Here is a 26,085-nt window from a genome sequence, read left to right on the forward strand (position 1 = left end):
GAAGTGCTCGGACCTCTGACCTCTGGCCACTCCCTCCTGCTTCCTATATCCGTCTCAGTTCTGACCCTCTGACCTCTGAAAGCAGGCCTCTGATCATTTGGCCCTGACCCGCGGATCCACCTGCCCATATGCCACATCCGTGAGCAGGTTCACCACCACGAACACCACCGAGAGAAAGAGCACCGAGCCTTGCACGGCCGGCAGATCGCGGCGTGAGATGGCCATGACGACGTAGCGCCCGATGCCGGGCCAGGAGAAGATCGTCTCGGTGAGAATGCTGCCCGTGAGATAGGCGCCGAAGTCGAGTCCGATCACCGTCACCACGGGAATGAGTGCGTTGCGCAGGGCGTGGCGTATCACCACGGCACGTTCGCTGAGACCCTTGGCGCGGGCGGTGCGCACGAAGTCGGCGCCGAGTACCTCGAGCATGGCCGAGCGGGTGATGCGCGCGAGATAGGCGATGGAGCGTGAACCGAGTGCCAGAGCGGGGAGAACGAGAAATTCGGGGCGTCCGTATCCCGAGGCCGGAAACCATCGCAGTGAGACCGCGAAGAACAGGATCAGCAACAATCCGATCCAGTACACGGGGAACGAGATACCGAGATAGGTCGTGGCCAGCGCGACGCGGTCGAACCAGCCGTGTGGACGGATGGCGGCGAGGGTGCCGATACTGATGCCCAGTATCGTGGCGAGCAGCATGGCCGCGCCGGCGAGTTGCAGCGTCCGCGGGAAACGCTCCGCGATATCGGCGACGATGGGGCGATTGGTGATGTACGACCGACCGAGATCGCCGGAGAGAATGCCGGCCGCGTAGTGCGCGAACTGCGTGGGCAACGGATCGTCGAGCCGGAGTTCGGCGCGCAGCCGTTCGATCGTGGCCGCATCGGCGCGCTCGCCCACCATGGCCTGCACCGGATCGCCGGGGGCGACGTAGAGCAGCAGAAACACCACCACGAGCACCCCGAAGAGTGTCGGGATGGAGAGCAGCGCGCGACGCAGCAACAGGAGAGGCATGGGGCCTATTGACCGAGCGAGACCTTCGTCCAGCGCTGGCCATTGAAGATCACCGGCACTTCGAACCCCTTCACCCACGGCTGCACGGCGTACATCTCGTTGTAGAAGAAGAGCGGCACGAGCCCCATCTCGTTGTAGGCCAGCGAGTCGGCGCTGCGATAGAGCGCGGTGCGGCGCTGCCCGTCGGCCTCACGCCGGGCCTCGTCCACGAGACGGTCGAACGTGGGATTGCTGAAGAACGAGACGTTGCCGCCCGCGCCCTTGTTGGCCGTATGCAGCAACGGATAGAGGAAGTTCTCCGCGTCGGGGTAGTCGGCGTACCAGTCCTTGACGACGAGATCCGTCTGTCCGGCGCGCGCGGCGGCGCGCATGGCACTGGCATCGCGCTGCACGAGCTTGAGGCGGATGTTGGCGCCGCCGAGGTAGGCCTGCAGCGTCTGTGCGAGCCGCGGCCAGGGCGAGGTCTGCGAACTCCAGAGTTCGAGATCGATACCGTTGGGGTATCCCGCTTCCGCGAGCAGTCGCCGCGCCGCGAGCGTGTCGTAAGCGAGCGGTTTGCGCGCGCTGTCGAATCCGTCGAGCGACGGTGGGATGACGCCGGCCGCGACACTGCCACGTCCGGCGAGCAACTGTGCGAGCAGGGTTGGGGCGTCGATGGCATGCGCGAGTGCCTGCCGCACACGCACGTCCTTGAGCGGACCCCGCGTGGTGTTCACCCCGATGTACCAGAGACGCAGTGCCGGCGCGCTCACGAGATTGGCCCGACGCTCGTCGGTGTTCTCCCACGACTTCGTCTGTTCTTCCGGGATGTACAGAATGTCCACCGTGCCCGCTTCGAATTCGGCGACCGCCGTGGAGGGTTCGGGGATGATGCGGGCGAGCAGCGTGTCGAAGGCCGGTGCGCCGCTGTAGTACGCGGTGTTGCGCGCGAATTTGAGATAGTCGTCGTGCTTCCACTGCACGAGCTTCCACGGACCGGTGCCGATGGGCTTCTCGCTGAAATCGACGCCCACGTGATCGGGCAGGATGGCGGCCGCGGGCATCGCGAGCAGCTTGGGGAAGATCGCGAGCGGCTGTTCGAGCGTGATGACCACGGTGGTGTCGTCGGGTGTGTCGACACCGAGTTCGACATTCCTGCCCGCGGCCATCGCGCGGGCGCCGGCGATGGGGAAGAGCGGCCAGGTGGTGCCGGCCTGCGTGGCCGGACGCAGGAGACGCTGGAACGACTGGCTCACATGACGCGCGCGCAGCAGCGTACCGTCGTGGAACTGGACGCTGTCGCGCAGATGGAAGGTGTAGCGCAGGCCGTCGGGAGACACATCCCAGCTTCTGGCCAGCGCGGGCTCCACTTCACCGGCCGGCGTGAAGCGTGTCAGGCCGTCGAACAGATAGGCCACGGCACGCCCACTGGGCACATCGGTGGCCTTCGCCGGATCGAGCGACCGGGGGTCGTACCAGTCCCGCGAGTCCACCAGCGTATGACGTGTCGTGTTCCGGTCGTCGGCGCGCCGGCATCCCTGGACAACGAGCGCGAGCGCGGCCATCAGCGTGACAGTCGTCGTGATCGTCCGTAGGCGGGTGGTGGAGAGCGAAGCCGGTGTCATACCTGGTTGACTGGGTGTGTGTGCTGGTTGAGCTTTGTAGGCTATAGAACGTGCGTCTATCCGTCCATAACCTGACCTCCGCCGTCCGCGCGATCGGTGCTCCATTGTTAGCCCGTGTGGCTGCCCGCCGCGCGGTCGTATTTCCGGCTGTCTTCGCGCTGGTTTCCGCACTGGCCTGGCCGGCCGGTCCGCTCGCCGCGCAGGATCTGTCCTGCGAGCGTGGGGACCGGGAAGTTCGCACCCTGCGATTCTCCGGCAACCGGGAGTTTCCGGCTTCGGTACTGGCCGCCACGGTGGCCACGATGCCCTCGTCGTTCGCCGGCTTGCCGCTGGTGGGGGAACGGCGCTGTCTCGATCCGGTGGAATTCACCCGCGACGTGCAGCGGCTGGAGACGCTCTACCGCCGCCGCGGTTTCCCCGACGTGGCGGTGGATACCGTCGTGCGGACGGTGCGCGATGGCGTGATCGACATCACCTTCGCGGTGCGGGAAGGTGAGCCTATGCGCGTGGCCGCGTTTGCGCTGCGGGGCGTGGACAGTGATCCCGAATTGACCGCGGCGGCACGCGATTTCCCGATGAAAGTGGGTGGGCTGTTCGATCGCAGTGCGCTCGAAGCGGGACGGGACACGCTGGTGCGGCGCCTGCGCAATCATGGATGGCCACAGGCGGAGGCCCTGCTCGCCTACACGACACACACGGCCGAACGCACGGCCGATGTCGAGGTGACGCTGGTGCCGGGGGCGCGAGCCCGTATCGGTCACATCACACTGGACGTGGACACCAGCACGGGTCCGCGACGGGTGTCCGACGCCACCGTGCAGCGTGCGCTCGCCCTGCACAGCGGCGACTGGTACTCGGCCCGCGCGATCATCGATGCGCAGCGCAATCTCTATCAGACCGACGTGTTTCAGCGCGTGGATCTGCAGCCCGACAGCCTTCAGCCGCCGGGCGATACGATCGTCAATCTCACCGTGCGGCTGGTGGAAGGTGACCGCTGGGCCGCGCGGGGGGGATTGGGGTGGGCGACGCTCGATTGTTTCCGCGCCCAGGGGACGCTCACCGACCGGGATTTTCTCCCGATGGCGCAGCGTCTCGAACTGTCGGCGCGACTCAGCAAGATCGGGATCGGCGCCCCGCTGGACCAATTCCCCAATTTCTGCCAGGGGCAGGCACAATCCGATCCATACAGCCGCACGCTCAACTACAACACGTCGATGACGCTGCGGCAGCCGGTCCGCGCCAATCAGGCGCGCGTGCCGTCGCTGACCGTGTTCAGCTCCACGTTGTCGGAGTACAAGGCCTATCTGCGGCGCACGCCCATCGGCGGTGTGCTGTCGATCAGCGATCCCTTTGCCAGACGATCGTCCCCACGGTCTCCCAGCTCGCTGTCGTATCAACTGGAGCTCGGACGCACCGAGGCCGAACCGGCGTTCTTCTGCGCGGTGTTCAATGCCTGCGACGCCGAACTGCGCAGCTTCCTGCAGCGCAACAACCGACTGGCGGCGCTCGAGTATGCGATCACCCGCGAGCGGGTGAACGATCCGCTGCGTCCCACGCAGGGCACGCTGGTGCGGGCGACGCTGCGGCATGCGAGCACCTTCATCGGTTCCGATCGCACGCAGCAGTTCAACCGCGCGATTGGTGATGCCTCCTGGTATCGCATGCTCGGCAGCGCGACCATCACCGCGCATCTCAAGGCAGGCGTGGTGCAGGGCAGTGGACAGGGGGGCGGCGTGGGTCGATTCATTCCGCCGCAGGAGCGTCTCTATGCCGGCGGGCCCACGACGGTGCGTGGCTTCCGGCAGAATGAGCTCGGCCCCGCCGTATACATCGTGAGTGCGTTCGAGGAGGCCACCGAGAACGGGCAGACGTACTACCGCGTGAGCGACAAGACGCAGACCGAACGGGTGGTGCCCACCGGTGGCAACACGCTCGTGGTGGGCAATCTCGAAGCGCAGTGGCCCAGCCCCATCGCGCCGCGGTTGCTGCAACTCGCCGCCTTCGCCGATGGTGGCCGGTTGTGGAACCGGGGCAGTACGGTGCAGGGCGTGCAGCTCACCTCGAACGGCCCGATCGTGAAGATCACGCCGGGTGCCGGTGTGCGCGTGGCCTCACCCTTCGGCGCCATCCGCATCGACTTCGGATACAACCCGTACGATCTGCCGGCGGGCGCCGCGTACTACAACGCCCCACTGCAGGCCGGCGTGGCGCCGCTCTACTGCGTGAGCCCCGGCAACCGGCTGGCGGTGCGTGCATCGGATGTCGCGGGTGCACCGGCCGTGCAGGATGCCGGTGTCTGTCCGTCGTCGTTCAGACCGGCGCGCCGGTCGGGCATTCTCGGACGGCTGAATCCGAGCATCTGGATCGGACAGGCGTTCTGATGGCACCGCGCCGTCGAACAATCGTGCTGGCCACCGCGGCCGTGCTGATGACGGTGCTGGTGGCGATCGTCGGCGGAATCGTGGTACTCACACAAACCGATCGTGGACGGGCGGCCATTCTGCGCGCGGTGCTGCCCGCGGTGCGCGCGACGATGCCCGGCAAACTGTATGTGGGGAAGATCGGCGGGACACTCTTCACCGACATCACGATCGATTCACTCGATATCCGCGCGCCCGACGGCACCCCGTTCCTGAGCACGGGGCCGGTGCGGGCGACATACGATCCCCGCGACTTGCTCGACTTCCGCGTGATCGTGAAATCGCTGGAGGTCGATCGGCCGCAGCTCACGCTGGTCGACTACGGCGACGACGACTGGAACTGGAAACGGGCGCTGCGCAAACGGGCCCCGCGTCCGTCGATGAATCCGGGCCGCCTCGGCCGCTACATCGTGATCGATACGGCGACGCTCAACGAGCTGACGTTCGTAGCCAAGTTGCCATGGACGCTCTCCGACACACTGCACGGCGCAAAACGCGACAGCGCCCTCACGTACAATCTCACGCGTCCCGACACCGACATCCTGCCGGAAGACGGGCGCTTCGTGCGTGTGTATCGGTTCCTGCGCGGCAATGTGGCGCTGGGGCCCTCGCGCATCGCCGATCCGGACAGTGCGGGCCAACGATTCGCCGTGCGGCGTCTCGATGTGGTGTGGGACTATCCTCCCTTCTGGTTCAAGGATCTGACGGGCGATGTCCTCAAAGTGTCGGACACGCTGTGGGTGGACAGCGCGCGATTCGCCCTGCCGGGTTCACGTGCCCACGGCGGCGCGAAGGTGGTGTGGGGTGGCAGCCTGCCGGTGCGTTACGATGTGTCGTTGCAGCTCGACACGGTGTCGATGACCGATCTGGCGTGGCTCGACGAGACCATTCCGCACAGCGGCGGCGGTCGGGCGCATCTGACCATCCGCAACGACCCGCGCAATCTCGATATCATCGAGTACGGCATCCGCGACATGGACGCGACGGCGTTGCGTTCCCGCATCCGCGGCGACATGACCTGGGGCGTGGGTGGCCCGGTGGTGCGCCTCACCGGCCTGAATCTCGATCTCGAGCCCGCACACACCGACCTGCTGCGCTGGATGAACGGCGAGCCGTTTCCCTACGACTGGCGGGGGGCCCTGACGGGCAAGGTCGTGGCCAGCGGGGGGTATGTCACCGACTGGAAGCTCGACGACGCGCGACTCACGTTCGCCGATGAACACGTGCCCGGCGCGATCTCGAAAGTCCGTGCGCAGGGCATGCTGAACATCTTCACGCCCGCGGAAGCGATTCTGCGCGGTGTCGATCTGACGATCGATTCGCTGGACTTCCGCACGCCGCGTTTCGTGAATCCGCTGTTCGCCGAGCTGAACGGATTTGCCCGTGGACGCGTGCGTCTCGATTCGTTGTGGTACGACGCCTCGTTCGCCGATGCCGACATCGAACTGGTGGATGGGCCGGGACAGCCGTCGCGCTTCACCGGACGGGGACATTTCACGCTGGTGCCGGAAGGCACGTGGTTCGACGTGGACATGCAGGCGGTGCCCTTGTCGTACACGACGCTGTCCCGTTCGTATCCCACGCTGCCGCTGCGCGGATCGGCGGTGGGGCGCATCGTGGCGCGCGGCATGGCCGACAAGTTCGAGGTGCAGAGCACACTGGCCGGTGAAGGTGGGGAACTCGCCTTCACCGGGTTGGCGGATGCGCTGGAACCCACGATGGGCGCGTTCGGTGCGTGGCGGGTTCGCGGGGCGAATCTGCAGTCGCTGTTCGGCGACAGTCGACTGCCCGTGACGGCGTTGTCGATGGCGGGGCAGGTGCACATGGAGGGCGAATTCCTCTCCACGCTGCGCGGTCCGCTCACGGCCACGGTGGATCAGTTCTCGCGCGTGTCGGATGCGCGGGTGTTCGGCGGCACGGCGGCATTCCGTTTCGATTCCGGTCATGTGTTCATCGACACGCTGGCCGTCGAGAGTTCGGCACTGCGTCTGACGGCCCGTGGTGGACTGGGGCTCGAACAGTCGCGGCGTGACACGGTGCACTTCGTGGTGCATGTGGATTCGCTGGGAGGACTGCGCCCCTGGGTTTCGCCCACGGGCCCCGACAGCGCACGAGCGCTGCTGCTGCCCACCGACACACTGCGCGGCACGATGGAGATGCTGGGGACGGTGTCGGGATCCATCGACACGCTCGATGCGCGCGGACTCGACGTGGATCTGCGGGCCGATCTGCGCGGGTTGGTGGTGGCCACGTCACGCGCTCTGCGCGCCGATTTCGATGCGCATGTGGAGGACGTGTTGCGCGCCGCCAACGGCACGGTGTCGATCACGGCGGATTCGGCGTACGTGGCCGGCATCGATATCGCGGCGGCGACCGGGCGATCCACGCTGCGTGGCGGTCTCGCCGACCGGTTTGCACTGGCGATGCGTACGCCGTCGGAATCGCGGCTGACGCTCGGTGGGGGGGTGGCCCGCCACGGGGATTCCACCGAGGTGCGCCTCGATACGCTCACCATCCGCGTGGACAGCGGGTTCGTACGTCCGCGTGGCTTCGCGCTCGCCACACCCGCCACGTTGCGACTGGCCCCGGGTGGACTGGGCATGCTCGATTCCCTGGTGCTGCAGCACACCGACACCGGTCGCATTGCGTTGCGCGGGGCCGTGGCCGCCGATGGTGTGGTGGAAGGGGCTGTCGATGCCGACCGGGTTCCGCTGGGGGATTTTGGCCGGCTGCTGCGCGCCAATGCCATCACCCGCGGCACGGCGAATCTGCAACTGACGGTGAGCGGGACCAGGGAACGGCCGCGTCTCGATGGCACGGTGAGTCTGCACGATGCGGTGGCCGGTCGCGTGCGCTTCGGTGATCTGAATGCGCGGGCGCACTACGACTCCCTGCGACTGATGCTGGCGGGTTCATTGCGCGTCGACGGTGCGCCGGCGCTGCTGGCGGACGCGTCGCTGCCGCTCGATCTCGCGCTCGTGAGCAATCGCCAGCGCCGCCTGGACCAGCCGCTCACGGGCCGCATCGTGAGTGAACGCACCAATCTGGCGTTGCTCGAATCGCTCTTCCCCGACGTGACTCATGCCGCGGGCACGCTCATGGCCGATGTGCAACTCACCGGCACCTGGGACCGTCCGCGGCTGCGGGGGCAACTGCGTGTGGACAGCGCCGCGCTCACGCTCGCCAATCTCGGCATCCGGCTCGAGCGGGCCAATGCCGACATCGCGCTGGCCGGTGACAGTGTGCTCATCCATCGTTTTGGTGCGCGCAGCGGAGCGGCCGCCGACTCGCTGGGAGTCTCGGGACTGATCGGCATCACCGAGATCGCGAAGCCCTCGTTCGATCTCCGTCTGGCGGCCAACAACTTCCTCGCCATCGACAAGGCCCGCACGGCGTCGCTGACGATCTCCACGCCCACTCCCATCACGCTCACCGGCAACCGTGAGGCGCCCGTGGTGCGCGGCGCCGTGCGCATCGATCGGGGGCGGATCTACATCAACCAGCTCGCCCAACGTCGGGCGCTGGACCTCAACGAGAACTTCGACCTGATCGACACCACGCGTTTCGGGGTGAATGGCCTGTTGCCGTCGGCGCCGAATGCGCTGATGCAGAATCTGCAGCTCGAGGATGTGCGCATCGGCGTCGGGGACGATGTCTGGCTGCGTTCCCCCGAAGCCAATCTCAAGCTGGGTGGTCAGTTGCGGGTGACACGTTCCGCGTCACGCGACGGGCGCGGCGCGCGTCTCGCGCTGGCCGATTCGCTCACCGTCGATCGTGGCACCTATCAGCTCAACCTCGGCATCGCCCGCCCCGGATTCGAGGTGGAGCGCGGCCTGGTGCGTTTCTTCGGCGATCCCGACCTCGAACCGTCGCTCGACATCACCGCGCTGCACACGGTGCGCGAGACCCGCGCCAATTCCAATCGCCAGGATGTGCGCATCCGCGTGAATATCGGTGGCACGATCAACCGGCCCACACTGGCGCTGACGAGCGCGGACAATCCGCCGCTGCCAGAGAGCGACATGCTGAGTTATCTGGTGACGGGTGAGCCGGCGTACGCGCTGCTTGGCACGCCCTACGCCGAGCAGGGCGCCACGCTCGCGCTGCGCCTGGCAGGATCGTATCTGTCCAGTCGACTGGCGGGCGGCCGCTTCGACGTGGTGCAGGTGGAACCCACCGCGCTCAACCCCGGTGACGCGGCGAATCTGCGCGAGAACGGTCTTGGCATTCTGGCGTCGACCCGCGTGGGGGTAGGCGGACAGGTGGCGCGCAACACGTATCTCACGTTCAGCACGGGATTGTGTGGCCTGGCCCCTCAGAACGGCAGCGGCGATGCGCTCTCGCTGTTCGCGCAGGGACTGGGGGTCAAGGTCGAACGCCGGTTCGATCAGGGGCTCAGCGTGGCGCTTGGTCTCGAGCCGGGGTCGAGCGCGCAGGCCTGCGGACGACTGGGGATCAGCCGCACGTTCCAGCAGACGCCGCCGCAGATCGGTATCGATTTCTTCCGGTATTGGACGTTCAACTGACGTCGGGGATCGGTGGGGGGTGAAGTCCGTAGGACTGCGGTTGCTGGAGGGACGGGGGCTGGGGGACGGGAGCTGGAACCACGGAGGCTGGGGAAACGGGAGCTGGACCGACGGAGACCCGCGGCACCACGGGAGCTGGAACCACGGGAAGACCGCGGTTGTGGTTTCGTAGGTCCAGCTTCCGCTGTGCCGTGGTCCCCCGTCGGTCCAGCTCCCGTAGTCCCAGCTCCCGTGGTTCCAGCTCCCGTTTCCCCAGCCCCCGTCGTTCCAGCAACCGTAGTCCGTTGTTGTTAGGTTGTTTCTCCGCCTTCTTTCTGCTCGTCCTGTATGAACATGCCCAGTATTTCGACGCCTACCGATTCGACGACGTGGTCGCTGCAGGAGGTGCTCGACGCGATCGATCGCGCCGAGGGCAGCGAGGAACGGGTGCAGGTGGCGGCCGATCACTTCCAGCGTCTGGGATTCGATCGGGTCGTGGTGTCGTTGCGCGACGCGTCGCTCAATCCCACGGTGCTCGGCGTGGCGGGAGCGCCGGACGCGCCCTCCGGCGCATCCGCGCCGTCGGAACTGGCACTCAAGCCGCTGCCGGGCGCCGTGTGGCGCCGGCGGTTGCCGCATCTCGAACGTTTCCGCGTGGGCGGGCTGTTTTTCCTCGATGGCACCGACGACTGGGTGGCGCGCGAGTTCTTCGGCGCCGACCCGTCCCCAGATGCGCCGGATCGGCAGTGGCTGCCCACCGATCTCATCGTGGGTGTGTTGCGGGGGCCGCAGCAGGATGTGCTGGGCTTCGTGAAACTCGCCGGCGTGCGGGACGGGCGCCGTCCGGACGCCGATCGGCTGCGGGATATCGAGACCATCGTCCGTCATCTCGCGGCGCGCGTGGCGTACGACGCGCTGGGGGTGCTGGCGCAGCAGCGTCATGAGCGGCTGCAACTGCTGCAGGAAGCGGGGACATCGCTGACCCGCTCACTCGACGAACAGGAGATCGTCCGCGAACTCGTGCGTCAGGTGCAGCGGGCCGTGCGATGTGATGGCGTGGTGGTGCTGGTTCCGGATCTCGACAACGACATCCTCAGCACGACGCTGCGCATGGTGCGCAATGTGGAGCGTCCGCGCGGTCCGGTGCGGCTGGGGGAAGGCCTCGTCGCCGAAGTGGCCCGCACCGGACGACCGGTGCGTGTGGGCGATCGTGACGCCGATCGGGCGCGGGAGCGGGCCGGTCTCGCGCCGCCGCTCACGATGTACGACATCGTCGGTGAATCGGGCACGGCCACCTCGGTGGTGGCGGTGCCCATGCGCGTGGGTATCCGGCTCATGGCCGTCCTGGCCGTGCATTCGACCAACGCCGACATGTACTCGGCCGAGGACGAGGAAGTCCTGGCCACGATGGCCGCGCAGGCCGCTACGGCGCTGGCCAATGCGCGGCGGTATGCCGAGAGTGAACGCGAGCGACGCACCACCGAAGCGCTGGCCGACGTGGCGCGCGCGGTGGGCGAGTCGCTGCGCCTGGGTGAGGTGCTGCGACTCATTCTCCGGCACACGGTGTCGTTGCTCGGCGTGGAGGGCGCGTGCGTCGCCCTGCGCACGGGCGACTACCTGCATATCGTGGCCGCCGCGGGAACGGCCGATGTGCTGAGCGGCGTGCATCTGCCCCTCAACACCAGTCTGCTCGGACGGTGCGTGCAGGGCAACGAGCTGGTGGTGCTCAACGAGTTGAGCCACGAGGCACCGATCGCGCGTACCGTGCAGCAACTCGCGCGGATCCAGCGCATCGTGATGGCGCCGCTGGGCACGGGACGTGGCACGATCGGCGCGATCGCGGTCATGAATCGCGAACGTCCGTTCGATCAGGACGATGCCAAAGTGCTGCAGCGTCTCGCCGATCAGGTGGCCGTGGCCATCGACAATGCGCGGTTGTTCGAGGAAGTGGAGAAAGCGACGCGGGAATGGAAAGTCGCGTTCGACACCACCGCCAGCGGCATCGTGGTGCTCGAGGAATCGCTCACCGTGAGCCGCTGCAACGCCCGCGCGGCGGAATTGTGCGGCATGAGCATCCCGGGGCTGCTGGGACAGCGCTTCCGCGATGTGCTGCTGGGCGCTGCCGACAGCCCCGATGCCTCGATGATCGACGCGTGCATCGCCCGGGCGCTGCGTGACGGAGTCCCGGTGCGGGAAACCGTGAAGGATCTCGTGCACAGTCGGCTGCTCAGCCTGCTGGTGAGCGCCCATCCCGATGGCGGCTGTGTCATCACGTTCGACGACGTGACCGAGGCGACCCGTCTGGCGGAGCTGCACCGCAACGTGCTGGAGACCGTTTCCGACGCGATCATCATCACAGGACTCAACGGTCGCATCACGTTCGCGAATCCGGCGGCCAAGGCGCTGTTCCAGCGTGAACACATCACCGATGCGCGGACCAACGAGCTCATCCCGCAGGACTGGCTGGCGGCCGTGCTGGCGAGTGAAGCATCGGTGCGGCGTGGCGCGCGCGTGCGCTACGAATGTGAGGTGCTGCGCGCCGACGGCACACGACGCAACGTGCAGGTCAGCTCCACGCCCCTGGTGGAACTCGGCGTCATTCGCGGCACCGTGGCCTGTCTGCGCGACATCACGGAACAGCGCGCCGATGCCTTGGCCCGTGAACGGTCGGAGGTGTTGTACTCGCGGCTGGTCGAGAGTGCGAGCGATGCGATCTTCACCGTCGATCTCCAGGGACATTTCATCTCGGTCAACCAGGGGTTCCTGAACGAATCCGGGCTGCGCCGTGAACAGGTGCTGGGGCTGCATTTCGGCGTGCTCGTCGACCAGGTGGACCGGGCGCAGGCGATGGACGCGATGCGCGCGACACTGGCCGGCGAACGATTGCGGTTGCACATCCGCTGCATCGGGTACAACGGCCCGCGCATGGCCATGGTCACCACGGCGCCCATTCACGCGTCGGGGCAGGTGGTCGGAGCGCTGGGCATCGTGCGTGACGTGACCAACGACGAGATCCAGCGGGAAGCCCAGCTGCAGCAGGCGCGTCTGGCCGCCGTGGGACAATCGCTGGGGCGTGTGGCGAATGAGCTGAACAATCCACTCGCCAGTCTGCTGGCCGTGGCCGAATTGCACGTGGCGTCCCCGACACTGGTGGAGGACGATCGCCGGGCGATGGAGCAGATGGTGGAGGAGGCGCGACGCGCCTCGCGTATCGTGAATCAGTTGCTCGACACCACCGGCGAGGCACCGCAGGTGGGGGGCATACGGTCGGCCGTGGATCTCAACACGGTGTTGCGACGGGCGCTCGATCTCTTCCGGCACAGCCTCAAGGCACAGGCGGTGCGGGTGAGCACCACGTTCCAGCGCGAACTGCCCGATGTGCATGGCGACCCACTGCAACTGCAGCAGGTGATCTCCAATCTGCTCACGAACGCGGAGCAGGCCCTCTCGGAATTCAGCGGGGACCGTGAACTCCTGCTGGAAACGCGTACCGAGGGAGACGCCGTGGTGCTGCGTCTTCGCGACAACGGACCGGGGATCCTGCCGCAGCATCTGCCGCGGGTGATCGAACCGATGTTCACCACACGCTCGGCGCGCGGACAGCGGGGACTCGGCCTGACCATCGCTCACGCCATCGTGCGCGATCACGGCGGGCAGCTCGACATCCAGTCACGGCACGGCGAAGGCGCGACGGCGACCGTGCGATTGCCCGTGGCCGGCGCACCCGCGCTGGCCGATCGCCGGCTCACACCGCGCAGCAATGCCGCGGTGCACGCCATCATGAATACGCGGCTGTCCTCGGAGTCCGTTGCATCGGAGACGCCCCCCGCGCCCATGTCTGCACCCGCGCCTTCGACGCCACGCACGGAGTTGCGCGCCGTGTCCCGTGTCCTGTTGCTGGAAGACGAAGCGACGCTCCGGTCGGCGATCGGCCGTTTCCTTCGCACGCGCGGCTATCAGGTGGACATGACGGAGAACGGCCAGATGGCCCTGGACGCGCTCAGTGAGAACACCTACGATCTCATCCTGCTCGACCTGCGCATGAAGGGCATCACGGGCGAGGATGTGTACGAAACCATGATCGATGCCTATCCCGAGCAGGCGGCGCGTGTGGTGTTCATGACCGGTGACATGCACAGCGATCACGCGGCGCGGTTCATCCGCCAGACCGGTCGCCCCGTGCTGGCCAAGCCGTTCACACTCGTCGAGCTCGAGAAACGCATCAAACAGATCCTCGGTGAGCCGGAGTGAGATCGTGAACGCACCGGATATCCGCCCATCGCGTACGGTGCGCGCGGCCGTGGCTCCGCTGCTTGGTGAACCGCGCATCGCTCACGCACTCACCTCGCAACTGCTGGCCGGCGAGATCGTGACGATTCTCGACGAGCGCGGCGACTGGGTGCAGGTGCGCGGCCCGGATGACTATGCGGGGTGGACACACGCCGGTTATCTGTCGGCCGTTCGAGGTGATGAGGCGTCATGGCCCTGGTCGCTCGGCTGCGAAACTGGCGAGAGGCACAATACCCGCGATGAGGCAGGGCGCATGCGGGCATTGCCGCTGGGGGCGCGGTTCGCGCCGGAGCAGGACGTGATCGCCGGCGCGTGGGTGCGGGCGGCCGATCTGCCATCCATGTTTCCGCCGGACCGGAGCATGATTGCCGCCACCGCCGCGTCGTTCTTCCGTGGTGCCAGCTACCTCTGGGGCGGAGTGACCCCGTGGGGCGTGGATTGCTCGGGGCTCGTGCAGCGCGCCGCACGGCTGCATGGCGTGCGGCTGCCCCGCGATGCCTGGCAGCAGGCCGATGCCACCGATCCCGTCTCGATGGATGCGCTGGCAAATCATGAACCCTCCGATCTGCTGTTCTTCTCCGATCGCGACGACCGGCGTATCACGCATGTCGGGCTGGCACTCGGCGATGGTCGCATGGTACACAGCGCACTGACGCGGGGAGGCGTGGCCGTCGAGCATCTCGATGCCGACGATCCGTACGTCGTCCGGCTTCGCGCGCAGTGCGTCGGTGTGCACCGTCTGCGTACGCCCTGAAAACGTCCGCAATGCAAGAGCGCCCCGACCGGGGCGCTCCGTTGGATCAGCCCACCCTCAGGCCATACTCAGCTCATCATCTGACCTGACGCGGGCGGCACCACGGGGGCTCCGCCGCGTACATGCAGAATGGCGATGGTCTGCGGACGTTCGTCGATGGTGACCGTCATCCGATAGTCTCCCAGGACATCGAGCGGCAGATCGAGCTGCAGGATGACCGGCATGTCGAGATCGGTGGCATTGGGCGGAGCCGCGCCGATCTCCAGCTCCGCTTCGGACGTCCACAGTTCCGCGCCGCGTGGATTGATCCAGCGCAGCACCATGGGATGCACACCCCGGTCGCTGGCGGCGGCCTTGATGCGCAACACGAACGTGGCCCGCGGGTGCAGACTGGGAAGCTGCGCGACGTGAACCGCATCGAAGATGCCCAGGATATTGAGCTTCCCTTCCTGGGAGATGTTCGCGGCGTCGGCGAAGAGCGCAAAGATGACGTTCATGCCCCAAGCTAACCACGCTACCAGCCGTCGGCACGGGCCTTCTAGATTTGATCATGTCCTCCGCACCCCCTTCCGGTTCGCCGGCCGTCGCGCGCCATGGATTCGGCGCCACCGATGCATGGCTGGTCTTCATGGCGGCCATCTGGGGGGTGAACTACAGTGTCGTGAAAGTCGGCCTCCAGTACCTCTCGCCGCTGGCCTTCAATGGCGCACGCATGGTGCTGGCCGCGTTCGTGCTGTTTGCCGTGGCGTTGTTCGTGCGGGACGTGCCGTGGCCATCGCCGCGTCAGCGCTGGCAGCTGCTGCTGATCGGATTGTTGGGGAACGGGCTGTATCAACTGTTCTTCATCTTCGGACTGTCGCGTACGCGAGCCGGTGTCGCGGCACTGATCGTGGCGGCCACGCCGGCGTGGGTGGCCATCATCTCGCGCCTGATGGGACGGGAGCACGTGACCCGCGTGGCCTGGATGGGCATCGGCCTGCAGTTGCTGGGTGTGGTCTGCGTGGTGGGCAGTGCGCGCGGTTTCGAAGGGGGCGGACAGGTGATGCTGGGGGCGGCTCTCATGGCCGCGGGGAGTGTCTGCTGGGCCCTCTTCACCGTGCTGCTGCAGCCGCATACCCGTGATGCGCATCCGCTGCATCTGTCGGCGGTGACGATGGCCAGCGGCGCGCTGATGATCGTGGCCGTGGCATTCCCCGATCTGCTGCGCCTCGATTGGCGCGCCGTACCGCCGACGGGCTGGGCATCGGTGGCGTATGCGGGACTGGGTGCGCTCGTGATCGCCTATCTTCTCTACTACCATGGCGTGCGGGTGCTGGGCCCGACCCGCACGTCGATGTACAGCAATCTGCAACCGGTGATCGCACTGGCCGTGGCCTGGATCATTCTGCACGAACGACCCACTGGCTGGCAGTTGACGGGAGCCGCGTTCATTCTGGGCGGTTTGCTGCTCACGCGGGTATCACGCCGGGCAGTGGGCACACTCACGGACACACCGATGGCGACGAGGCGCGCATAGATGGGTATGGCGGATATGAAGGTCGTGTTGTTCGATATCGATGGGACGTTGCTGCGCACCGACGGTGCGGGACGCCGTGCGCTGGAACGCGCTCTGCAGGAGACGTTCGGCGCCACCGGCAGTCCGGACTATCGGTACGACGGCAAGACGGATCGGCAGATCGTGCGCGAGCAGATGCAGGCCATGGGCGTGGAAAGCGCGCGCATCGCGCACCACATGGATCGCCTGCTGGAAGACTATCTGCAGTATCTGGAAGCCGAGCTGCGTGATCGTCCCGATCAGGCCGTGTTGTGTGCCGGCGTGATGCCGCTGCTCGAACGTCTGCGCTCCCGCGAGGATGTCACGCTGGGGCTGCTCACGGGCAATGTGCGCGCCGGTGCCCAGCAGAAGCTGCGTGCGGTGGGCGTGGACTTCGATCAGTTCATCGTGAATGCTTTCGGCTGCGATCACGAACATCGTCCGGAGCTTCCCGGCATTGCGCGGAAACGCGCCGAGGACATGCTCGGCCGGCCGGTGCAGGGAGAACAGCTCGTCATCATCGGCGACACCCCGGCGGATATTCACTGCGGCCGTTCGATCGGTGTACGGGCCATCGGAGTGGCGACGGGGCACTACTCGGTGGAAGCCCTCGCCGAACATGTACCGGCCGCCGTGTTTGCCACGCTCGAAGACACCGACGCGGTGATCCAGGCGATGCTCGCGTGAGTATTGCCGGTCCGTTTCCCGTGCGGGTGGTCGGGATCGTACGCGGTCGTGAGGTCGACGCGCTCGGCGCCGCATCGCTGGAACCCGATGGGCTGGTGGTCACCTGGCCACCGGCGGCCGCGTGGAAACTCGCTCTCGAGGGCATCGATGGGGTCGCGATCGCTCAGACCACGCTCACCGTGTATCTGCGGGAGCACGATGTGCTCGAACTTTCCGGTGACGGCTCGTTGCGCGCCCTGGGGCACGCGCTCCTGGATCAGGCCTGTCGCGTACCGGAACTGATGCGTGGAGGTCGCACCAGCGGCTGGTCGCTGCCGCTGGGCGGCAATGTCGCATTGCAGAACGCACAGGATCGCTGGTTCGCCCCCCTGCTCGCGGCACGGCGGGCCATGCAGGGCGTGAGTGACCCGGAACGGCAGGTCGCGCTGTTCGATGGCGCGCGGCTGGCCGACGAGATGCTGCGCGGAATCGCCGAGATCGCGGTGATCACGGTACCGGGAGACGGCGCCCAGCAACGGGCGCAGCAGCGCGCACTCGAAGCGGCCATGGAGGAGGAAGCGGAGCCGTTGTTCGAGGCGCTCGAACGTGTGGCACTGGCCGGCGATGCACTCCGTGGGGGGGCCATGGATACGCGCATCGCCGACTGGCGGCGGTGGATCGGCGTGGTACAGGAAACCTTCGGCGCCGCGGATGAAGCCTGGAACGGAACGCGCGAACTGCTGACGGGAGAAGGGGAGTAGACCCCTTCACGATGGTTCACGCACCCGGCGGGGGACGCCGGATGCGGAACTCTCCGTGCGAGCTGCGCTGCAGACCGCGCATCTCTTCCACGATGGCCGCCGCCTCGGTGTTGTTTCCGCTGTGGAGCGCCGCATGCAGCCTGCCCGCCGTGTCGAGGAGCTTCTGGATACCGGCCTTGTAGTCCGCCACGAACTTCGCCTGATCGGCCTCCGGGATCTGCGCCTTCTTTTCCGGCTCGAACCCCAGTGCTTCCTTGGCGTTGGTTTCGAAGATGGCGAGTTGTTCCATCGTGCTGGCGTTCTTGCTCGAATCCGCGATCTGCTGTCCGATGGTCCGGAATGCCGCGTTCATCGCCGTCATCCTCTGGCCGAGCGGCGTCTTCTCTTCGGTTTGCTGAGCGCCGAGCGCACTGGTGGTCAGCGCGAGCGCGAGAATGGAAAGAGTGCCGATGTGTCGGAAACGCTGGAGCATGAAAGAGGGGGTGGGGAGTGTGGATCGGGTTCGCATCGGCAGCCTCATACCGCCGTGTGAAGGTCCGCTGGTGAGGTCACATCGTACAAAAACGTCACGTCTCGGGAAGCGGCACGACACGCACGGCCGTTCCGTAACAGAGCACCTCGGTCACGCCGCTCATGATCTCGGTCGCATCGTAGCGTATACCGATCACGGCGTCGGCGTCGGCCATCTCCGCCTGCAGCAGCATGGTGTCGAACGCCTGCTGGCGCGTGCGCTCCGCCAGTGATGTGAACAACGAGATGTTGCCACCGAAGATCGTTTGCAGACCCGCGCCAAAGGTGCCGACCAGCGACCGTGAACGCACCACGACGCCACGCACCACACCGAGCGACGCCGTGATCCGGTAGCCCGGGAGATCGAACGCCGTGGTGGTCATGTGGTACGGAAAGTCGGCAACCTGCGAATGGACGATGTCCGCCATGTCTCTATTCTACCGCGCATCTGGAAGTTTGCGATTCGCCAAGCACACGTGGCATGCGCCCGTCTGGACGGGCCGCCGGGATGACCTCCCACCGATACGACCCGGCGAGCGGGCGCGGCGGCGAATCGGGGGGCGTGTCATCGCCGGGGCAGGGCGAAGTTGACGAGGGCCGTCAGGTCGGCGCCCGTTCCATCGGCGTCGACCCCCAGTTCCTCTCGGGGCGCACCGGCCCGATTGGCCCAGAACGTCGGATAGCCAAACCACTTCGCACCGGCCGCATCCCAACCCGCAAAGGCCACGAAGAGGATCTCCTCCTTTGGCAGGTGGAGAGTGTCCACGCCCAGCTGGTAGGCACGGGCATCCGGTTTGTACGAACGGATCCGGTCGGTGCTGATGACCGCCTCGAACAGACCGTCGAGTCGGGCGTTCCTGAGACCGTCCGTGAGCATGCCCGTGGTCATGTTCGACAGCAGCGCCAGTCGCAGGCCGGCATCGTGCAAGGTCCGGAGAGCGTTGGCGGCATCCGGCCAGACCTGCAGATTCGACCACGCCGCCATCAACTGCGCCTGCTGGGCCGGAGACATCTTCAACCGCAGCTGGTCCGTGGCGAACACGAGACTGTCATGTGTCGCCTCCAGAAAGTCGACATACCGACCGGCCAGTGCGCGCAACCACTGATATTCGAACTGCCGGACCCGCCAGGCATTCATGAGTGCCTGGCCTTCACCGGGGAACAGCCTCTCGGTCAGCGCGGCGATGGGACGGGGATCGAAGATCGGAAATGCGTCGAAGGCAATGGCCTTGAAGCCGGCCTGCTTGCCTTGCCCGGCCAGGGAGACCGCCGGCAATGCCGTGGCCAGCACGCCGCCTGCCGTCAGTGTCAGAAAATTCCGGCGATCGAGTGTCATGGTCGTCACTCCATGGGTCATCGTGAGGACGGGTTGGACGGTGGGAACACAGAGGAATGCAGTCGGACCCGGCGTTGACACAGTGGGCACGGGCCCCGTAGGATAGCCCCTCCTTCCACGGCGGAGTTCCCATGCTGTTCACCACGGCGCGCGCCCTCGCGACCCCACTCGCTCTGTCGTCGCTGCTGTTCTTCGCGCCGGCCTCTCACGCACAGAGCACCGAACAACGTCCCGACGCGAATACCCGGGCCGTCATCGCCGTCGCGGACTCGGTGCTCGTGGCGCTGTCGAGCGGTGACCGTGCGACCCTCAAGCGGTTGATCCTGGACTCGTCGATCGTGGGCGGCATTGGTGTACGGAACGGCGTCGAACGACACTCGCTGGGGTCCTGGGCACGCTACACGTCACCGGGCCCGGCCGATTTCACGGAGCGGGGATTCGAAGCCACGGCACGCGTGCAGGATCGTGTCGCGCAGGTGTGGATGCCGTATGATCTCTACATCGGCAAGACCTGGTCGCATTGCGGCGTGGACGTGTTCACGTTGATCAGGAGCGAGGGCCGGTGGCGGGTGGCGTCACTCATCTACACGATCGAACAGCCGCCAGCATGTCGGAAACATCCGGCGGGGCCTCCTGATCAGCCGCGCTGGTAGCCGCAATGCATACGCTCGGTCGATCGGTGCGTTCCGAGCGGGATTCTTCGATAGCCGTCAGTGCCCGCAGCCGCAGTCACTGCCACATCCATCCTTCGGCTTGCGGGACGCCACGACGGCCTTCCACACCCGTGAGGCCGAGTAGAACACCGCGCCCGACACGATCAGTACCACGATGATGGTCGACATCCGCGCCTCCTAACCACCGAAGCCGAGTGCCCGGCCGCCGGCGTACACCAGCCATGCTGCGCTGTACGCCAGGGCCAGCATGTAGGCGAACTGAATGCCCGCCCATTTCCAGCCGATCGCTCCACCACCCGCCTCACGCACCGTGATGGCCGTGGTGCTGATGCACATCAACGCGAACACGTAGAACACCATGAGACCCACGGCCACGAGCGACGAATAAACCGGGCGCCCCGTGGCGTCCTTCTCCTGCTGCAGTCGTTCGCTCAGTGCCGCTTCGTCCTCGCTGCCCACGCCGTAGATCGTGCCCATGGTGGACACGAACACCTCACGGGCCGCGAAGCTGGCCGCGATCGACACGCCGATCTTCCAGTCATACCCCAGAGGGCGCACGACGGGTTCGATGCCATGGCCGATGCGTCCCAGAATGGAGTGCTCGAGTTGCTGCTCCTGCTGTATTTCGGGCGCTGCCGTGGGATCGGGTTCGATGCGCGGATACGTGGCCAGCGCCCACAGGACGATGGACAGCGACAGGATGACTGTGCCGGCGCGCTTCACGAACAACGCGCAGCGCTGGTACACCGACACCCCCAGCGACTTGAGGCTGGGCCAGCGATAGGGCGGCAGCTCAAGGATCATCGGTCGCACCGGACCCTTGAGGAGGGTCCGTTTGAACACCGCCGCCATGAGCAGCGCCACCACCGTGCCCAGGAGATACATGCCCAGCATCGTCGCGCCCTGGAGCGTGAGGCCCGGCAGCAGCGCCGTGGCCGGCACGAACGCGCCGATGAGCAACGTGTACACCGGCAGACGCGCCGAACAGCTCATGAGCGGCACCACCATGATCGTGGCCAGCCGGTCCTTGGGATCCTCGATGGTGCGTGTGGCCATGATGCCCGGCACCGCGCACGCATATCCCGACAGCATCGGGATGAAGCTCTTGCCGTGCAGTCCCACCGATCGCATGACCCGATCCATCAGGAACGCGGCGCGGGCCATGTAACCCGAGTGTTCGAGCAGACCGATGAACGTGAAGAGAATCGCGATCTGCGGCAGGAACACCAGCACCGAACCCACACCGGCAAACACCCCGTCCACGACGAGCGACCGCAGGTCGCCTTCGGGCAGCACCGAGCCCACCGCGCTGCCCGCACTCGCGATGAGCGCCTCGATGCCGTCCATGAGCGGGGTCGCCCACGTGAACACCGACTGGAACACCACGGCCATCAGCAGCAGGAACAGGACCGGCCCCCACACCCGGTGCAGCGCGATCCGGTCGATGCGATCGGAGAGGCTGTTCGTGCCCGCATGCGCACGGGTGACGGTGCGATCCACCACCTGTGCGATCCAGGCGTAACGCACCTCCGATTCGAGGCGCGACGGACGGAAACCGGCCTGTTGCACCGCCGCCGTGGCTTCCTTCACCGCACCGGCCAGACCCGGAACTTCCGCGAGATGCGCGTCGGTGCGTTCGACGCCCAGCACCCGCAAGGCTTCCATGGCGGCCGTGCTCCCGGCAAATCCGTTGGCCGTGAGACAGGCTTCCACCGGAGCCAGCGCGGTCTGCACCGGCTCGGGCAGCGTGAAGCGACGCATGGGCGCGGGCAGGGTTGCCGCCGTCAGCAGTGCCTGCTTGAGCGGCTCGATGCCTTCCCCGCGTTTGGCCACCGTGGGCACGATCGGCACCCCCAGCTCATGAATGAGCTCGGGCACGTCGATTTGAATGCCTTCCGTCTGCGCGACATCGAACTGATTGAGGGCGATGACCACCGGCACGCCCAGTTCGAGCACCTGTCCCGTCAGGAACAGATTGCGTTCGAGGTGCACTGCGTCGACGACCACGAGCACGACCTGCGGGGTCCAACGGTCCGCATCGCGACGCTGGAGCACGTCGAGCGCGATCTGCTCATCGGGTGAACCGGCCGACAGCGAGTAGCTGCCCGGCAGATCGAGGACGACGATACGACGTCCGTCGGGGCCTTTGAAGGCGCCTTCGACCCGATCGACCGTGACGCCGGCGAAATTGCCAACGCGCTGCCGGAGTCCGGTCAGCGCATTGAAAAGGGTCGTCTTGCCGGTGTTCGGGTTGCCGATGATGGCAACCCGCAGCTCAGACGCGGGCGGCAAGCTGAACGGTGATGCCGGCTGTCAGAGCCGCGCCGAGCGCCAGACGGGTGCCTCGCACATCGAGCAGCATCGCATCACGTGAGTCGATCACGTTCACGGCCGTTCCCTCGCACAGGCCCAGCGCGCGCAGGCGACAGGCTTCATCGCCACTGCAATCGATATCGACCACCGTCGCGCGGGTGCCGGCACGGCAGGTGTTCAGCGTGCACGTGCCCTGCGCGGGCGCATCGGCGGACTGCAGAGTGGGGAGGGGGAGGGAAAAAGCGGCCACGGTCTTTGTTGAGAATTGTTCTCAAAGGTCTGATTCGCAAGTTATCCGAACTGATCCGGTCTGTGCAATGGGGACACCGGAAATCGCCTATGAAATCAGTCCGGAATCCCGCTGGATCAGAGCGGCTGGCGAATCAGGCCGGCTTCCGGCGCGAGACCATGAGAGTCACGCCGATCAGGGCGATGCCCATGGCGATGACCTGGGCCATGGTCAGTCCGGCGAAGAACCGGTCGTCCTTGGCGCGGAAGAATTCCACGATGAAGCGCTCCACGCCCGCCACCACGCAGTACAGGCCGAACAGCCAGCCTTCCCGGTGCTGGTGTTTCCGGAAGGCCCAGAGGATGGCGAACATGCCGAATCCCATGGCGGTCTCGTACAGCTGCGTGGGGTGCACCGCCACCACTTCGCTGGGGCTCGTACCGGCCGGAAAAGTGATACCGAACTGGTCCGACATCACCGCCACCGTGCTCGGCGGCGCGCCTTCGGGAAACTGCGTGGCCAGGAAACCGTTCCAGGGACGACCGTAATCGTCGCCCACCGCCCAGCAGCCCGTCCGACCCACCGCGTACCCCGCGGCGATCGCGATGCCTGCCACATCGGCGATGCGTAGGAAATCGAGCTTCTTGAAACGGATGACGGCAAAACACAGCGCCACCGCACCCATGAAGCCGCCCCAGAACACGAAGCCGCCCCGGCTCAGAAACGCCCCCGGGTCGCCGGTCAGGATGACGTAGTAGGTCTTGGCCCCGATCAGCGTCCCGAGGAGCGCGGCCATGACCAGATCGGGGATGGCCGCGGCTTCTTTGTCCTGTCCCCGCCGCCACAGCTCGCGCTGGCAAATGATCTGCGAGATGGCAAAAGCCGCCAGCACCGCCAGACCAAAACCGGTGATCTCGAGCGGGCCAAGCTTGAGGGCCGTCGGATGATGAACGATGGGCACGCGTGAGGGTGTGGGACGTGAAGAGAAGCGTGAAGAAAGCGCGAATACAGCTGAATACAGCGTGAATGACGTCTGATGTTATCCCGCGCGGCGAAGCCCGGGGAGCGGCAGCGATGCGGTGGCGGTCAGGTCCGGTGCGCCGAACTCCCCGCGCGCCAACCGAAATATGCCCGCCGCCGCAATCATGGCGGCGTTGTCGGTCGCCAATCGTGGCGTGGGAGCGTGAACCGTACCCTGCCGGCGCTCCATGGCTGCCCGCATCGCGTCCTGTAACGCGCGGTTGCAGGCCACCCCCCCGCCCAGCACCACCCGGGTCCGCCGGAACTGCCGCGCCGCACGAACGGTCTTCTCCACGAGTGTCTCGATCACGGCATCCTGGAAGCCGCGGGCGATACTGGCCCGCTCCGCGTCCAGTGTGCCCGATCGTTCGGCGTTCCGCACGGCGTGCAGCACCGCTGTCTTGAGGCCGCTGAACGAACAGTCGTAGTAGTCGTCGTCGCCCGGTTGGGCCGACTTGCGCAGCATCGGACGGGCAAACCGATGCGGATGTCCGTGCGCGGGCGATGCGGCCGTGGCCGCGAGCTCCTCGATGGGGCGTCCGCCGGGATAGGGCAGACCCAGCAGCTTGGCCACCTTGTCGAACGCTTCGCCCACGGCATCGTCACGCGTCTGTCCGAGCAACGCGTAGTGACCCCATTCGGGCACGTCGAGCAGCAAGGTGTGTCCCCCGCTCACGAGCAGTGCCGTGAATGGCGGCGCCGCATCGGTCTGTTCGAGCATCGTGGCGAAGAGATGGCCTTCGAGATGATGCACCGGCACCAGCGGCTTGCCGTGCGCGAAGGCGAAACTCTTGGCGAAACTCGTGCCCACCAGCAGCGCGCCCACCAGCCCCGGTGCATGCGTCACGGCCACCGCGTCACAGTCGTCCATCGTGACGCCCGCTTCGCGCAGCGCCGCCTCCACGGCCGGCACGATGCCGACGAGATGCTGCCGGCTCGCGATCTCGGGCACCACACCACCGAACAACCGATGCACGTCCTGCGAGAGAATGACACAGGATTCCAGCGTCATCTCCTCCGGCGAACCGGACACCACTGCGGCCGATGTCTCGTCACACGAGGTCTCGATGCCCAGCACGCGACGTGTCGCGCCCTGCGTCATTCGATGCATCCCGCGATGCATCACGCGCTCGCGCGGATGAACACCCAGAGCGCGATGGAGAGCACGAGCGCCACCACCGCGCGCACCACGACCATGGAGGAGATCCGCATCGGAGCGTGGCTCAGGATTTCGGTTGGGCGAGCAGTTGTTCGAGCAGCCGGCGATTGCCCTCGGAGGCCCAGTCGTCGGCCCCGATCCACTTCTTGCGGATCATGCCCTCGCGGTCGAGCACGAACGTCTCGGGCACGCCGGTCGTGCGATAGATCCCCTGAATGGATCCGGTTCCGTCGTGCAGGACGTCGAATGTGATGCCGTACTCCTTCACGAAATCGCGGATCTTCTGACCGGCGTCGGCGTCGTCCACGCTGATGGCGACGATCTTGAGGCCCTTGGGCCCCAGATCCTTGTACAACGCTTCCATGCTCGGCATTTCCGCGCGGCAGGGAATGCACCAGGTGGCCCAGATGTTCAGCACCACCACGTCGCCCCGATAGTCGGTGAGCGATTTGGGGCGGCCGGGTTCCTCGAGGGTCTGCGCGATGAAACCCGGCGCGTTGGAGCCCACCGTGACACTGGTGAGTTCGTCCTTCAGGAAATGCGATGCCGCGAACGCGCCGCCGCCGAGCAGGGCGACGATGGCGAGCACGACGAGCCACTGTTGTTTGACGGTCATACCGACTCCGTGCACAGATTGCGCAGCACCGCGATCTCGGCCTGCGGATTGGCGGCACCGAAGATGGCGTTGCCGGCCACGAACGTGTCGGCGCCGGCGCGCCAGCAGCGCTGAATGGTGTCGCGCGAAATGCCGCCGTCCACTTCCAACACGGCCGCGCTGTCGGCCTGATCGAGCAGGAACCGCATGCGCTCGATCTTGTCGACGGAATATTCGATGAACTTCTGACCGCCGTAGCCGGGATTCACGCTCATGATGAGCACCAGATCGAGCAGGTGCACCACCTCCTCGATGGCCGCGAGCGGAGTGCCGGGATTGAGCGCCACGCCCGCCTTCACGCCGAGTTCCTTGATGCGCATGAGCTGGCGGTCGAGATGCGGTGCGGCCTCCACATGAATGGTGAGCACATCGGCGCCCGCCTTCACGTAGTCGTCGAAATACTTCTCGGGCTCCTGCACCATCAGATGCACGTCGACGACGCGGGTGGTGGACCTGCGCACCGCCTCGATCACTTTCACGCCGAACGAGAGATTGGGCACGAAGCGGCCGTCCATGACGTCGACATGGATCCAGTCGGCGCCACCGGCTTCACACATCGCGATCTCGTCGCCGAGGATGCGGAAATCGGCACTGAGCACGGAGGGAGCGATACGAACGGTCATCGGAAGGGTGCGGGAGTC

21 protein-coding genes are annotated in these 26,085 nt (G+C 66.4%); 8 read left to right on the forward strand and 13 right to left on the reverse strand.

From position 1 onward, the window contains the following. Positions 1-93: 93 nt before the first annotated feature. Together WG208_RS00105 and WG208_RS00110 are read right to left on the reverse strand one after the other, a co-directional pair. Positions 94-1,014 carry an ABC transporter permease gene (locus WG208_RS00105; protein ID WP_337169276.1) on the reverse strand — a complete coding sequence of 307 codons (921 nt, stop codon included), beginning with the start codon at positions 1,012-1,014 and terminating at the stop codon, positions 94-96. Between the two features lie 5 nt (positions 1,015-1,019). After that, positions 1,020-2,618: an ABC transporter substrate-binding protein gene (locus tag WG208_RS00110; protein ID WP_337169277.1), complete on the reverse strand. Its 1,599-nt coding sequence runs from the start codon at positions 2,616-2,618 to the stop codon at positions 1,020-1,022. A gap of 116 nt (positions 2,619-2,734) precedes the next feature. Here WG208_RS00110 and WG208_RS00115 point away from each other — a divergent pair, with 116 nt between their 5' ends. From WG208_RS00115 to WG208_RS00130, 4 genes are all read left to right on the forward strand, one after another. Next, the gene (locus tag WG208_RS00115) at positions 2,735-4,999 is read left to right on the forward strand and encodes a BamA/TamA family outer membrane protein (protein WP_337169278.1); all 2,265 of its coding nucleotides are present in this window, start codon (positions 2,735-2,737) and stop codon (positions 4,997-4,999) included. Further along, positions 4,999-9,564 carry a translocation/assembly module TamB domain-containing protein gene (locus tag WG208_RS00120; RefSeq protein ID WP_337169279.1) on the forward strand — a complete coding sequence of 1,522 codons (4,566 nt, stop codon included), beginning with the start codon at positions 4,999-5,001 and terminating at the stop codon, positions 9,562-9,564. Before WG208_RS00115 ends, WG208_RS00120 begins: the two co-directional genes overlap by 1 nt. 333 nt (positions 9,565-9,897) lie before the next feature. Further along, a complete protein-coding gene (locus tag WG208_RS00125; protein WP_337169280.1) occupies positions 9,898-13,794 on the forward strand; it encodes a PAS domain S-box protein in 3,897 nt (1,298 codons plus the stop codon). Between the two features lie 4 nt (positions 13,795-13,798). Then, on the forward strand, positions 13,799-14,587 hold the full coding sequence (locus WG208_RS00130) for an SH3 domain-containing C40 family peptidase (protein ID WP_337169281.1): 789 nt from the start codon (positions 13,799-13,801) through the stop codon (positions 14,585-14,587). Positions 14,588-14,655: 68 nt separating this feature from the next. On the opposite strand, the gene WG208_RS00135 is transcribed toward WG208_RS00130, so the two are convergent. After that, positions 14,656-15,084: a hypothetical protein gene (locus tag WG208_RS00135; RefSeq protein ID WP_337169282.1), complete on the reverse strand. Its 429-nt coding sequence runs from the start codon at positions 15,082-15,084 to the stop codon at positions 14,656-14,658. 53 nt (positions 15,085-15,137) lie between these two features. Here WG208_RS00135 and WG208_RS00140 point away from each other — a divergent pair, with 53 nt between their 5' ends. Genes WG208_RS00140 through WG208_RS00150 form a run of 3 tightly spaced genes read left to right on the forward strand, consistent with a single transcriptional unit; the run spans position 15,138 to position 17,548 of the window. Then, entirely contained in the window at positions 15,138-16,103 is a 966-nt protein-coding gene (locus tag WG208_RS00140) for a DMT family transporter (protein ID WP_337169283.1), read from the forward strand. Positions 16,104-16,109: 6 nt separating this feature from the next. Further along, positions 16,110-16,808, forward strand: coding sequence for a haloacid dehalogenase-like hydrolase (locus WG208_RS00145; RefSeq protein ID WP_337169284.1), 699 nt, complete (start codon positions 16,110-16,112; stop codon positions 16,806-16,808). Beyond that, positions 16,805-17,548 carry a hypothetical protein gene (locus WG208_RS00150; protein ID WP_337169285.1) on the forward strand — a complete coding sequence of 248 codons (744 nt, stop codon included), beginning with the start codon at positions 16,805-16,807 and terminating at the stop codon, positions 17,546-17,548. The genes WG208_RS00145 and WG208_RS00150 overlap by 4 nt, the downstream gene beginning before the upstream one ends. A 16-nt stretch (positions 17,549-17,564) precedes the next feature. Here the strand turns inward: WG208_RS00150 and WG208_RS00155 are convergent, their stop codons facing one another. The 3 genes from WG208_RS00155 to WG208_RS00165 form a co-directional block, all read right to left on the reverse strand. Next, entirely contained in the window at positions 17,565-18,020 is a 456-nt protein-coding gene (locus tag WG208_RS00155; protein WP_337169286.1) for a cytochrome b562, read from the reverse strand. Between the two features lie 94 nt (positions 18,021-18,114). After that, entirely contained in the window at positions 18,115-18,486 is a 372-nt protein-coding gene (locus tag WG208_RS00160; RefSeq protein WP_337169287.1) for a heavy metal-binding domain-containing protein, read from the reverse strand. Positions 18,487-18,623: 137 nt separating this feature from the next. After that, positions 18,624-19,415, reverse strand: coding sequence for a haloacid dehalogenase type II (locus WG208_RS00165; RefSeq protein ID WP_337169288.1), 792 nt, complete (start codon positions 19,413-19,415; stop codon positions 18,624-18,626). Between the two features lie 110 nt (positions 19,416-19,525). Between WG208_RS00165 and WG208_RS00170 the strand changes: the two genes are divergently transcribed. Beyond that, positions 19,526-20,047, forward strand: a complete 522-nt coding sequence (locus tag WG208_RS00170; RefSeq protein WP_337169289.1) for a hypothetical protein — start codon at positions 19,526-19,528, stop codon at positions 20,045-20,047. Between the two features lie 57 nt (positions 20,048-20,104). On the opposite strand, the gene WG208_RS00175 is transcribed toward WG208_RS00170, so the two are convergent. The 7 genes from WG208_RS00175 to rpe all read right to left on the reverse strand — a co-directional run bounded on the left by WG208_RS00175 (position 20,105) and on the right by rpe (position 26,067). Then, positions 20,105-20,236, reverse strand: coding sequence for a FeoB-associated Cys-rich membrane protein (locus WG208_RS00175; protein ID WP_337169290.1), 132 nt, complete (start codon positions 20,234-20,236; stop codon positions 20,105-20,107). A 9-nt stretch (positions 20,237-20,245) separates the two neighbouring features. After that, positions 20,246-22,360, reverse strand: a complete 2,115-nt coding sequence (gene feoB / locus WG208_RS00180) for a ferrous iron transport protein B (protein WP_337169291.1) — start codon at positions 22,358-22,360, stop codon at positions 20,246-20,248. After that, positions 22,344-22,631 (reverse strand): FeoA family protein, encoded by a 288-nt coding sequence (locus tag WG208_RS00185; RefSeq protein ID WP_337169292.1) that lies wholly within the window; start codon positions 22,629-22,631, stop codon positions 22,344-22,346. Before WG208_RS00185 ends, feoB begins: the two co-directional genes overlap by 17 nt. A gap of 133 nt (positions 22,632-22,764) precedes the next feature. Further along, positions 22,765-23,571, reverse strand: a complete 807-nt coding sequence (locus WG208_RS00190; protein WP_337169293.1) for a prolipoprotein diacylglyceryl transferase family protein — start codon at positions 23,569-23,571, stop codon at positions 22,765-22,767. Between the two features lie 78 nt (positions 23,572-23,649). Beyond that, entirely contained in the window at positions 23,650-24,741 is a 1,092-nt protein-coding gene (gene tsaD, locus WG208_RS00195) for a tRNA (adenosine(37)-N6)-threonylcarbamoyltransferase complex transferase subunit TsaD (protein ID WP_337169294.1), read from the reverse strand. A 112-nt stretch (positions 24,742-24,853) separates the two neighbouring features. After that, complete coding sequence (locus WG208_RS00200) at positions 24,854-25,405, reverse strand: TlpA disulfide reductase family protein (protein ID WP_337169295.1); 552 nt, start codon at positions 25,403-25,405, stop codon at positions 24,854-24,856. After that, positions 25,402-26,067 (reverse strand): ribulose-phosphate 3-epimerase, encoded by a 666-nt coding sequence (gene rpe, locus WG208_RS00205; RefSeq protein WP_337169296.1) that lies wholly within the window; start codon positions 26,065-26,067, stop codon positions 25,402-25,404. Before rpe ends, WG208_RS00200 begins: the two co-directional genes overlap by 4 nt. Positions 26,068-26,085 lie beyond the last annotated feature (18 nt).

It is taken from the genome of Gemmatimonas aurantiaca, assembly GCF_037190085.1.
In the GTDB taxonomy this organism is placed as follows: domain Bacteria; phylum Gemmatimonadota; class Gemmatimonadetes; order Gemmatimonadales; family Gemmatimonadaceae; genus Gemmatimonas; species Gemmatimonas aurantiaca_A.